This window comes from Hyphomicrobium sp. GJ21 (assembly GCF_001006785.1).
Classification (GTDB): Bacteria; Pseudomonadota; Alphaproteobacteria; order Rhizobiales; family Hyphomicrobiaceae; genus Hyphomicrobium_B.
Map to the genome: position 1 here is coordinate 1,678,862 of NZ_CDHO01000003.1, position 11,380 is coordinate 1,690,241.

Annotated in this window: 9 protein-coding genes; all 9 read left to right on the forward strand. The window is 63.4% G+C overall.

Translation table 11 applies throughout. The features are described 5' to 3' along the window. The first annotated feature begins 574 nt into the window (after positions 1–574). The 9 genes from HYPGJ_RS16340 (at position 575) to hisG (ending at position 11,320) form a co-directional block, all read left to right on the forward strand. Entirely contained in the window at positions 575–2,047 is a 1,473-nt protein-coding gene (locus HYPGJ_RS16340; RefSeq protein ID WP_046848044.1) for an FAD-linked oxidase C-terminal domain-containing protein, read from the forward strand. A 14-nt stretch (positions 2,048–2,061) separates the two neighbouring features. Beyond that, positions 2,062–3,285, forward strand: a complete 1,224-nt coding sequence (locus tag HYPGJ_RS16345; protein ID WP_052750964.1) for an FAD-binding protein — start codon at positions 2,062–2,064, stop codon at positions 3,283–3,285. Between the two features lie 26 nt (positions 3,286–3,311). Continuing rightward, complete coding sequence (glcF, locus tag HYPGJ_RS16350; protein ID WP_013216534.1) at positions 3,312–4,676, forward strand: glycolate oxidase subunit GlcF; 1,365 nt, start codon at positions 3,312–3,314, stop codon at positions 4,674–4,676. After that, positions 4,673–5,713 carry a nicotinate-nucleotide--dimethylbenzimidazole phosphoribosyltransferase gene (gene cobT, locus HYPGJ_RS16355; RefSeq protein WP_046848046.1) on the forward strand — a complete coding sequence of 347 codons (1,041 nt, stop codon included), beginning with the start codon at positions 4,673–4,675 and terminating at the stop codon, positions 5,711–5,713. The genes glcF and cobT overlap by 4 nt, the downstream gene beginning before the upstream one ends. Beyond that, positions 5,710–6,477, forward strand: coding sequence for an adenosylcobinamide-GDP ribazoletransferase (gene cobS / locus HYPGJ_RS16360; RefSeq protein ID WP_046848047.1), 768 nt, complete (start codon positions 5,710–5,712; stop codon positions 6,475–6,477). The genes cobT and cobS overlap by 4 nt, the downstream gene beginning before the upstream one ends. Before the next feature lie 162 nt (positions 6,478–6,639). After that, positions 6,640–7,833 carry a GNAT family N-acetyltransferase gene (locus tag HYPGJ_RS16365; protein ID WP_046848048.1) on the forward strand — a complete coding sequence of 398 codons (1,194 nt, stop codon included), beginning with the start codon at positions 6,640–6,642 and terminating at the stop codon, positions 7,831–7,833. A gap of 116 nt (positions 7,834–7,949) precedes the next feature. Continuing rightward, positions 7,950–9,434 (forward strand): histidine--tRNA ligase, encoded by a 1,485-nt coding sequence (gene hisS, locus HYPGJ_RS16370; RefSeq protein ID WP_046848049.1) that lies wholly within the window; start codon positions 7,950–7,952, stop codon positions 9,432–9,434. 3 nt (positions 9,435–9,437) lie between these two features. Then, entirely contained in the window at positions 9,438–10,616 is a 1,179-nt protein-coding gene (locus HYPGJ_RS16375) for an ATP phosphoribosyltransferase regulatory subunit (protein ID WP_046848050.1), read from the forward strand. Next, on the forward strand, positions 10,613–11,320 hold the full coding sequence (hisG, locus tag HYPGJ_RS16380) for an ATP phosphoribosyltransferase (RefSeq protein WP_046848051.1): 708 nt from the start codon (positions 10,613–10,615) through the stop codon (positions 11,318–11,320). Before HYPGJ_RS16375 ends, hisG begins: the two co-directional genes overlap by 4 nt. Positions 11,321–11,380 lie beyond the last annotated feature (60 nt).

Genomic DNA, 11,380 nt, shown 5'->3' on the forward strand with positions numbered 1-11,380 from the left:
ATTGTTCAGGGTTATGGACTTAGTCTCCCGCGTTGGTTTTGGCCCACTGTCCACATCTCGGCCTGGGACCAGGGGACGGAAGTATGGTGCAGACCGCAGGGAGCGTAAAAGGATTGGCGCGCATTGTCGTCCTGCTGAGCCTGATTCTTGCGGCCGCGTCCGTACCGGCCTTTGCAGACCCATGCGCTGACGGCTGCCGCGCTCAGCATAACGCCTGCCGCATGAACACGAAGCTGCTGTACTCGCCGCGCTGCGATTCCTCGCTGCAATCATGCTTGAGCGGATGCTTTGCACAGGATCGGGTTCGTGGCCGGGAGCGAGAGAGACACGCGCCGAAAGAGTTTCATGGCGCCCCGGAATTTCGCGGACCTCCGGAGTTTCGGCTGCCAAAATTCCAAGGCCGTAACGATCATCGCTGAGCGTTCGCCGAAAAGACTATCTCTACAACATGATGCAACCGGATATTGCTCGCCACACCGCCGCGTGCAAGGATGCTTAACAGCCGCCGCGGTGAGCTTTAAGGCTGCGTGGCGCACGGCCGATTACGGGGTGGTCGCTGAGGAGATGTTTGGCGATGCCACATATCGAGCTGCCTGAACCGGATGCCGGCGTGATCCGTCGCCGCCCGATTTTGATCGAGGATTTGAAAGCCCGCGTCGGCGCGGACCTTCTCATTCTCGACGAGGACGGGCGCCGTGCCTACGAGACCGACGCCTTCACCGCATATCGCAACGTCCCGATGCTCGTCGTGCTGCCGCGCACGACGGAAGACGTTTCGAAGATCCTGAAATTCTGCCACGAGAACGACGTCAAGGTCATTCCGCGCGGCGCGGGCACCTCGCTCTGCGGCGGCGCGCTACCGACCGAAGACGCCATCGTCCTCTGCGTTTCGAAAATGAATCGCGTGATCGAAGTCGACTACGTCAATCGCTTCGCACGCGTCGAAGCCGGCATCACCAATCTCGAAATCACCTCGCGCGTAGCGCCGAAAGGTTTCTTCTACGCGCCCGATCCGTCGTCACAGCTCGCCTGCACCATCGCCGGAAACCTCGCGATGAATTCCGGCGGCGCGCATTGCCTCAAATACGGTGTGACGACCCACAACGTGCTGGGAGTCAAGATGGTGCTGATCGACGGCACGATCGTCGACATCGGCGGTACCTCGCTCGAACGCAACGGTTACGATCTCTTGAGCCTGATGATCGGCTCGGAAGGTCAGCTCGGCGTCGTCACCGAAGCGACCGTCAAAATCCTTCCGTCCGCGGAAGGCGCGCGCCCGCTGATGATCGGCTTCCGCTCGCCGGAAGCTGCAGGCAGTTGCGTTGCCGCAATCATCGCCGCTGGCATCATTCCGGTGGCGATCGAATACATGGACCGCGCCGCAATCGAAGTCTGCGAGGCCTTCGCCGGAGCCGGTTATCCGCTCGATGTGGAAGCCTTGCTGATCGTCGAGGTCGAAGGTTCGGAAAGCGAGATCGGCATTCTGCTCGCCCGAATCGCCGAAATCGCGGCGGCGCACGATCCGAAAACCGTCGTCATGAGTTCCGGACCCGACCAGAGCGCGCGCATCTGGGCCGGGCGCAAGGCCGCCTTCGGCGCCATCGGCCGCATCTCCGATTATCTTTGCATGGACGGCACGATCCCGCTCGCGCAGCTTCCGCACGCGCTGACGCGCATCAGCCAGATTTGCGCCGAGCACGATTTGAAAGTCGCCAACATTTTCCACGCGGGCGACGGCAATCTGCACCCACTGATCCTCTATGATGCGAACGACGACAGTCAGGCCGATCGCGCCGAAGCCGCTGGCGAAGCGATCCTCAAGCTTTGCGTCGAGTTGGGCGGCTGCCTCACTGGCGAGCACGGCGTCGGCATCGAAAAGCGCGAGCTGATGGCATCGCAATTCTCGGCGACCGATCTCGCCGTGCAGATGCGCATCAAAACCGTGTTCGATCCGACGTGGCGTTTGAACCCGGCAAAAGTTTTCCCGCTGGCGGCGACAGAGACGATGCGCTCGGGCCGCGCCGCGAGCACGCCCGAGGCCGCCTAGCACATGGTGCGTTCGTGACCGAACTCTTGCGACCAGCAGCCGAGTGGGAGTTGCAGTCGATGATCGCGAAGCTCGCCGCGCAGAAACGGCGTGTCGAGATCGTCGGCCACGGCGCGTTGCGGAACGCCGGCCGCGTCGCGCGCTCCGATGTCGTGCTGTCGACAGCGGGCCTCAAAGGCGTCACGCTTTACGAGCCGACCGAGATCGTGATGACGGCGCGCGCCGGAACACCGGTCTATGAAATTGAATCGCTGCTCGCCGCCCGCGGCCAAATGCTCGCCTTCGAGCCGATCGATCTCGGACCCGCAACCGGCGCTCCGGGCGGTGCGTTGTCGATCGGCGGCGTTTTCTCGACGAACTTCTCCGGCTCGCGCCGCATTCTCGCAGGAAGCGCACGCGACAACCTTCTCGGCGTTCGCGCCGTCAACGGACGCGGCGAACTCTTCAAGTCCGGCGGCCGCGTGATGAAGAACGTCACCGGCCTCGACATCGCACGCGGATTAACCGGCAGCTGGGGCACGCTCGCGGTGATGACCGAAGTGACGTTCAAGGTCGCGCCGTTGCCGCAGACGATGCTGACGCTCGCGTACACCGGCTTGCCCGACGATCTTGCAATCGAAGCGCTGACGACGACGATGGCGACGCCGCTCGAAGTCTCCGGCGCCGTGCATCTGCCGAAAGGCAGCGCCGCGCGTCTGAAACAGGCAAAACTGAAGGGCATCGATCAGCCCGTCACGCTGTTGCGACTGGAAACGTTCTCGGCTGCAATCGAAGGCCGCAAGGAAAAGCTCAAGGCCGCATTGAAGGTCTACGGCACGCCGATCGAGCTCGACGCCGAGGAAACGTGGAGCCTGTGGAGCGAATTCCGCACGCTGTCGGTCATGCCGTTTTCGACCGAAACGAGCCTCTGGCGGATTTCGACGCTGCCGACGAAGGCCGCCGAGATCGTGTTCGCGATCGAAAAATTCATGGACGCCACGGCATTCTACGATTGGGGTGGCGGCCTGATCTGGCTCGAGGTTCCCGCTGCCGCCGACGCCGGTGCCGCCGACGTCCGTCGCGCCGTATCCGTTCGCGGCGGCCACGCGACGCTCATTCGTGCGCAACCGGAAGTCCGCGCCAGCGTCGATGTTTTCGAACCGCTGAAACCCGAAATCGAACGATTGACACGCGGGGTCAAGTCCGCGTTCGATCCCGATGGGCTTCTCAATCGCGGGCGCATGTACGCTAATCTATAGGCTCTTCTGTCTGACAGTCAGGCGCAATGCACACCAGCTTTTCGAAAGCGCAGCTTGAGAATCCCGAAATCGCGCGAGCGGAGCGTATTCTGCGCCGCTGCGTCCATTGCGGGCTCTGCACGGCGACGTGCCCGACCTATGTCGTCCTCGGCGACGAGCGCGATAGTCCGCGCGGGCGCATCTACGCCATCAAGGACATGCTCGAAAAGGGCATCGACGCGAAGCCGGAAGTTTCGAAGCATATCGATCGCTGCCTCACGTGCCTCTCGTGCATGACGACGTGCCCGTCCGGCGTCGATTACATGCATCTCGTCGAGATCGCGCGCGGTCACATCGAAAAGACCGGCAATCGCAGCCTGAAAGATCGCCTGATCCGTCGCGCACTAGCGGAAATCATCCCCTATCCGCGCCGCTTCCGATGGGCGATGCGCGCCGCGCCGCTGGGACGCCGAATGGCACCGGTCTTTCGCGCGCTCAAGATGCCGGAACTTGCTGCGATGGTCGACCTCGCACCGGCCGACGCGCCTCATGGCGGACGCTTTCGCGGCCCCGGAACGGCGTCGCCGACAGGAGTTCGCACGGGCCGCGTGCTTCTGCTCGCCGGTTGCGCGCAACAGGTTCTGAGACCCCAGATCAACGACGCCACGATCCGGCTTTTTGCGCGCGGCGGGATCGACGTCATTGTCGCGAACGGCGCCGGATGTTGCGGAGCGTTGAGCCAGCACATCGGACGCGAGGAGGAGGCGGTCAAGTTCGCCCGCGCCAACGTTGCCGCCTGGAGCAAGGAAATCGCCAAAGGCGGCGTCGATGCCATCATCATCAACACCTCGGGCTGCGGCACGACGGTGAAGGATTACGGCCATCTCCTGCGCCACGAAACCGAGTTCGCCAAACGCGCCAAGGACATCGCGGCAATGGCGAAGGACGTGACCGAATTTCTCGACGGCCACGATTTTGGCGCGCCGAAACGCTGGTCGAGTCTCAAGGTCGCGTATCACTCGGCCTGCTCGCTGCAGCACGGTCAGCGGGTCACGTCGCAACCGAAATCGCTTCTGAAAAAAGCGGGCTTCACGGTCCTCGATATCCCCGAAAGCCATCTCTGCTGCGGCTCCGCGGGGATTTACAACATTGTGCAGCCCGAGATCGCGGGTGCGCTACGTGACCGCAAGGCGGGAAATATCAAGACGCTCCGCCCCGACGTCGTGGCAGCAGGGAACATCGGCTGCATTCAGCAATTGCAGTCGGGGTTGGACATCCCCGTCGTTCACACCATCGAGCTGCTCGACTGGGCGCACGGCGGTCCCGTGCCGCCCGGCCTTGAAGGTCTCGCGCAATATTCGACGGATGTTCCGCAACCCAAGCGCAGCGTTGAGGACTATATCGGAGCATGAACGTCATCGATAAGGACACGGCTGCGCGTTCAGCGCTGGAGGCTGAGCTTCGCGCACGCATTCGCGGCAAGGCCAAGCCCGTCGGCTCGCTCGGCCGCATCGAAGATCTTGCGCTGCAGGTCGGAATGGTGAGTGGCACGCTGCGGCCTGATCTTGGCGGCGCGAAAATCCTTGTGTTCGCTGGCGATCACGGGCTGACCGCCGAAGGCGTGACCGCGTACCCTTCCGTTGTTACGCGCGAGATCGCGAAAATGGTTCTGGCAGGGACCGCCGGCATCAACGTCTTCGCGCGGGCTTCCGGCATCGATGTCGTGCTTGTCGATGCAGGCATGCTCGAACCGCTGCCCGCGCATGATCATTTGATCGAGCGCCGCATCGCAGCCGGAACAAAAAATTCAAACCTCGAACCGGCCATGACGCCGGACGAATGCTCCCAAGCGCTCGAAGCCGGCCGTGCCATCGACGCCGAGCTTCAAGGCGTTGGCATCGTCGGATACGGCGAGATCGGCATCGGCAACACCAGCGCCGCCGCGCTCGTTGCGCACGCGCTGACCGGGATCGATCTTGCCCTGCTCGTCGGCCCGGGAGCAGGCGCACCGGCGCTCGGCCTCGACCACAAACGCAAAACGCTTCAGTCAGTATTATCGCGCGCCAATATCCGCGAGGACGATCCGCGTCAGCGCGCACGCGAAGCGCTCCGGCAATTCGGCGGCTTCGAAATCGCGATGATAGCGGGCGCCATGACGGCCGCCGCAGCCGCACGCCGGATCATCGTCGTCGACGGCTTCATCTCGACGGTTGCGGCCCTCGCGGCGATCGCGCTTCATCCTGAAACACGCACGTGCTGCGTCTTCGCACACTGCTCCGCCGAACCCGGTCACAAAGCAATCCTTGAATATCTCGGCGCGAAGCCGCTGCTCGCGCTCGACATGCGTCTTGGCGAAGGAACGGGCGCGGCGCTTGCAATCCCGCTCGTCCGCGCGGCGGAATTGATGCTGCGCGACATGGCCGACCTGCCGGGCGAGCATCCGGCATGATCGCCCGCGAAGTCCGGCTCTTCAAAATCGCGTTGCAATTCCTGACCCAGCTGCCTGTTGGGTCGATCGGCGACTGCCCGCCGGATTGGCTCGCGCGGTCCGCGAAATACATGCCGCTCGTTGGCACCATCGTCGGCGTCATCGCCGGTGCGGCCATCGTCTTGAGCGCAGCATTCCTGCCCGCGCCGTTGCCGACAGTCATTGGCATCGTCGCCGCCATCGCGATCACCGGCGCATTGCACGAGGACGGCCTCGCCGATACGACGGACGCCTTCGGTGGTGGACGCACGCGCGAGCGCCGCCTCGAAATCATGCGCGACAGCCGCATCGGTACGTATGGCACTCTCGCGTTGATCTCCGTGCTCGCTTTGAAAGGTGCGGCGCTCGTTGCGCTGACGCCGTGGAATGCAGCGCTCGTCATGGTCGCCGGACATGCGGGTGCCCGTCTCGCCGCCATCGTTACGATGTCGAGGTTGCCCCACGCCGGCGGCGGCGTCGCCAAGGTCAGCCAGAAGATCTCCGAGCTGACGGTGTCCGAGATCGCCGTGGCGCTGGCTTTAGGGTTAATTCCGGGGTTTCTCCTGTTGGGCGCGACGACATTCATTGCTGCCGCGCTGTTCGCGTTCGCCGCTGCGAGCCTCATCGCCTTGATCGCACGCCGTAAAATCGCTGGATATACCGGCGACGTTCTGGGTGCGGTCGAACAGGTTTTCGAAGCCGCCTTCTTCGTCGCCGCAACGGCGCTCATGGCCGGGCCGCACTAACCGCGTGCGCTTGCAGCGCAAACCCCTCGCGTCTTGCCAAATGTCAAAGCGCCAGCCGGTCAAATTGCGATTTGATCCCGAGCGAAACGATGCAATGATTGCCTCGCGGCGGATGCGACTGGGCAGAGGGTAATCAGAAATCGCCTGTTGAGTGTAACGCGTATGGCGACGGCTGATGTTGGGAACGGCGTGGCGTATGTAGCCGCAGACCGCGTTGACGCGCGTCTGTCGCTATGGCCCGCATCCCGCTACATAACGGAAGTTTTCGACGGTGCCGACGAAGCGCTGGCTGCGCTCGATGCGGTGCAGGGTGGTCTCGTCTCGAGCGGCTTTCAGACGCTCGATTGGTTGACGGCGTTCTACGAGGAGATCGCGCCCGCGCAACGTGCGATGCCGCGCCTCGTCGTCGTCACGGAGCGCAGCAGCGGCGACGTCGCGCTCGTCCTTCCGCTGCTCATTCAAAAGAAACGCAGGCAGACGGTCGCCCGTTTCGCGAACCTCGGCGTTGCCGCTTACGGCGGACCGATTCTCGGACCGGCCTGCCCCGTCCGGAGGAGTGCGATAAGACGCGTCTGGCGCTCGGCAATGCGTGCAATGCGCGACGTCGATCTCCTTCGACTCGATCACATGACAGCCGACATCGGCGGAGCGCCTAATCCGCTAATGGCCTGCCGGGGCGTTGCGAACGCGCGTTCCTCCGCAAATCTGCTGACCATTCCGGAAAGCGTCGACGCATACCTGAACGGACTCGGAAAAAAATATCGCAAGGATGTCGAGCGCTGCTATCGCCTTTGGGAAAAGCAGGGTGCGCCGCGTTTCTTTCGTGCCGAGACGCCTGAGCAGGCCGCGCATATCTACGCCGTGCTCGAAGAACAATTATCGCCGCGTCAGGGCGCGACGGGGAACAAGCGCGCGTTTGACGAACCGTCCTATCGCGCCTTTTGCGAACGGCTCGCCATCGATGGCTCGGAGGCCGGTCTCGCAACCCTGTTCGCGCTCGAAGCCGATGGCGAGATCGCGGCCACACTGTTCGGCATCGTCCACGAAGACACGTTCACGATGCTACATCTCGGGACAGGCACGGCGTGGAGCCACATCTCGCCCGGCCGCCTCGTGATGATCGAAGCTATGAAGTATTTTGCCTCCCGCGGTGTCCGGCGATTTGACCTGGGACCCGGCGATCATCCGTTCAAGCACGGCTTTGGCGTCGAGTGCGTACCGCTCTACGATCTGATCGTCGCCCGCAATCTCGCGGCGTCGCCATACGTGATGTACCATCGTCTGAGCGCGCGCCTGCCGAAGCCTCTCCGCCTCAAGGCCGCCTATCGCCTTCTGAAGTCGCCTTTTTCCCGTTAATTCGGGCCCTTGAACCCGGCTTTCGCGAGCGCGGGCGATCCGATATAAGGCGGGCTCGCCCGCCGGGCGTTTCAGATGATACGGCAACTATTACAATCACGGTTCCCATAGACCTTATGTCCAAAGACTCCACCAGCGCGCGTCCCGCGCCGCAGGCATCCGCCGCACCAGCGCCGCGTCTCGCGAAAGGCTTCCGCGATATCGAGGCGGCCGAGTTGCGCGGCCTGAACGAGATGATCGCGAAAATCCGCGAGGTCTACGAGCGCTACGGATTCCAGGCTCTCGAAACGCCCGCGATCGAATACACCGACGCGCTAGGCAAGTTTCTCCCCGACCAGGACCGGCCGAACGCTGGAGTCTTCTCCTTCCAGGATGAAGACGAGCAATGGATGAGCCTGCGCTACGATCTGACCGCGCCGCTCGCGCGTTACGTCGCGCAGAATTTTCAGGTTCTGCCGAAGCCGTTCCGCCGCTACGCATTCGGCAACGTCTATCGCAACGAGAAGCCCGGCCCCGGCCGCTTCCGCCAGTTCATGCAGTTCGACGCTGACACCGTCGGAGCCGAGAGCGTCGCCGCCGACGCCGAGATGTGCATGCTCGCCGCCGACACGCTGGAAGCCTTGGGCGTCAAGCGCGGTGATTACGTCATCAAGGTCAGCAATCGCAAATTGCTCGACGGGTTGCTCGAAGGCATCGGCCTAGATGTCACCGACAGCGCCCGTCGCCTGACGGTGCTCCGCGCCGTCGACAAGCTCGATCGCCTCGGGCTGCAAGGCGTCTCCGATCTTCTCGGCAAAGGCCGCAAGGACGAGAGCGGCGACTTCACGAAAGGCGCCGACCTGACGCCCGCGCAGACGATGGCGGTCGTCAACTTCCTCGAAAAGCCGGTTCTCGAAAATCGCAACGGAAACGAAAACGCAAACTTCGTCGCAGGCGTCGAAGACCTTCTCGCAATTCAAACGCTCTGCCAGTCTGCGGGATATGGAGCCGACCGTATTCGTGTCGATCAGACGGTCGTCCGCGGCCTCGAATATTACACCGGCCCCGTGTTCGAAGCCGAACTGACGTTCGAGGTCAAAGGCGACGACGGCAAGCCCGTGCGCTTTGGCTCCGTCGGTGGCGGCGGCCGCTACGATGATCTCGTCGCGCGCTTTACCGGCGACAAGGTTCCCGCGACCGGTTTCTCGATCGGCGTCTCGCGCCTGCAGGCGGCGCTATCGCTCATTGGCGCCAAGAAGACGGAAGCCCTCGGTCCCGTCGTCGTGCTCGTGATGGATAAGGGCGAGATCGCGCGCTATCAGAAAATCACGCAGGATTTGCGCAACGCTGGAATTCGCGCCGAAATGTATCTCGGCTCGTCCGGCATGAAGGCGCAGATGAAATACGCCGACAAGCGCAACGCGCCGTGCGCGATCATTCAAGGCTCGGACGAACGCGCCAAGGGCGAAGTCACGATCAAGGATTTGATCGAAGGCGCCAAGGCCGCCGCCGCGATCAAGGACAACAAGGAATGGAAAGCGGCGCGCCCGGCGCAGTTTTCCGTTTCCGAGGCGAACCTGATCGACGAAGTCAAAAAACTCGTCGCGTTGCATCAGGGTTGAGTCATGAGCGCGGAAACGACGCGAGAGTTCGAGGCGCTTGAAGCGCAAGCGCAGACATTGATGTCGGTCTTCACGAAGGCCGGTTATGAAGCCGTCGCGCCCGCGATCATCCAGCCCGCCGATGTCTTCCTTGATGTCATCGGCGAAAGCCTGCGCGCGCGCACGTATGTCTTTACCGACCCGGACGGCGCCGAGCTTTGCCTCCGGCCCGATATCACCGTGCCGACGTGCCGGCTGCACCTCGCGCGCCACGTCGATCCGGCAACGCCTGCGCGCTATTGCTATCGTGGTGCCGCGTTCCGCTTTCAGCCGCAGGGCGTCGATGCTTCGCACCCGCGCGAGTTCCGGCAAGCTGGTATCGAGCGCTTCGGGGATGCCGAACGCGAGGCGGCGGAAGCCGACGTCATTGCCATCGTCATCAAGGCGATCGAAAAACTCGGCCTCAAAGATTGGACGCTGCGTCTCGGCGACCTCGGACTGTTTTCGAGCATCCTCGATGTGGCCGGAATTTCGCCGCGCTGGAAGAAGCGCCTCGACGATGCATTCCTGAAACCGCAATCGTTTCGCGATGCCCTGAAGGCATTTGCCTCGGGCACGAGCGCGACACGCTTGTCCGTGCCCGCCACGTTGCTGGCATCGCTGGATAGCGCCAATCGCGCCGCCAGCGAAACGGCTGTTGCGACCTACCTCGACGACAATGCGATCGAGCTGATCGGTACGCGCCCGCTCGCCGATATCACCGAGCACCTGATCGGCATCAAGGAGAGCGGCGATGAAAAGCCGCTCGCTGCGGACGCCGCCGCGCTCATCGGGCGTTACACGGAAATCTCGGGTCCCGCGCGCACCGCCGGCGCGAAAATCGCCGAACTCGTGAACGGAGCACCGGCCGGTTCGAGCGCGGCGCTGGAAACCTACGATCGCCGCCTCGCGCTGCTCGCAAACGCCGGCATCGATCTCGACCGTGTGACTTTCTCCGCCGAATTCGGCCGCTCGCTGGAGTACTACACCGCCCTCGTATTCGAAGTTCGCGCCAAGACGCTCGGACCGCAAAGCCCGCTCGCGACCGGAGGCCGCTACGACGGCCTGATGCGCGCCGCCGGAGCGGACGCCGATGTTGCGGCCGTCGGCGCCGCGATCCACACCGAGCGTCTTTTGGCAGCGCTGCAGGGAGCCGCATCATGAGCAGGCTGACGCTGGCCATTCCGTCCAAGGGCCGTCTGATGGAACAGACGACCGACATGTTCGCGCGCGCCGGGCTGATCGTCCGCAAGGTCGGACACGCGCGCGGCTATCGCGGCGAGATCGAGGGACTTCCCGACGTCGACGTCGCTTATGTGTCGTCCTCGGAAATCGCGGAAGCGCTGAAGGTAGGCAGCATTCACCTCGGCATCACGGGCGAGGACCTGATCCGAGAAAACATCTCGGACGCCGTGACCCGCATCGGTTTCGTGCACAAGCTCGGCTTCGGCTTTGCCGACGTCGTCGTCGCCGTGCCCGCGTGCTGGATCGACGTATCGACCGTCGCCGATCTCGAAGACATCGCGATGCCGTTCCGCAGGCGGCACGGGCGCTGGCCGCGCGTCGCCACCAAATACATGAACCTGACGCGCCGCTTCTTCGCGTCGAAAGGCTTCGGCGATTATCGCATCGTCGAAAGCGCCGGCGCGACCGAGGGCGCTCCTGCCGCAGGTACGGCCGAGCTGATCGTCGACATTACGACGACGGGCGAAACGCTGCGCGCCAACGGCCTTCGCATTCTCGATGACGGCGTCATCCTGAAATCCGAGGCGAACCTGCTTGCGTCGAACGTCGCCGCCTGGACGCCGGAAACGCGCGCCCTATGCGACGACATCGGCGAACGCCTTGCCCGTGCGCCACGCGCGTGAGCGCGTAAACCTTTCGTTAGGCAATCCGTTTCGAGCCAAACGTCGCGATGCCTCGGCCGC

Coding starts and splice junctions, on each gene's coding strand:
- HYPGJ_RS16340 (WP_046848044.1), top strand. CDS start 575: ATGCCACATATCGAGCTGCCTGAACCGGATGCCGGCGTGATCCGTCGC.
- cobT (WP_046848046.1), top strand. CDS start 4,673: ATGAACGTCATCGATAAGGACACGGCTGCGCGTTCAGCGCTGGAGGCT.
- glcF (WP_013216534.1), top strand. CDS start 3,312: ATGCACACCAGCTTTTCGAAAGCGCAGCTTGAGAATCCCGAAATCGCG.
- hisG (WP_046848051.1), top strand. CDS start 10,613: ATGAGCAGGCTGACGCTGGCCATTCCGTCCAAGGGCCGTCTGATGGAA.
- hisS (WP_046848049.1), top strand. CDS start 7,950: ATGTCCAAAGACTCCACCAGCGCGCGTCCCGCGCCGCAGGCATCCGCC.
- HYPGJ_RS16375 (WP_046848050.1), top strand. CDS start 9,438: ATGAGCGCGGAAACGACGCGAGAGTTCGAGGCGCTTGAAGCGCAAGCG.
- cobS (WP_046848047.1), top strand. CDS start 5,710: ATGATCGCCCGCGAAGTCCGGCTCTTCAAAATCGCGTTGCAATTCCTG.
- HYPGJ_RS16365 (WP_046848048.1), top strand. CDS start 6,640: ATGGCGACGGCTGATGTTGGGAACGGCGTGGCGTATGTAGCCGCAGAC.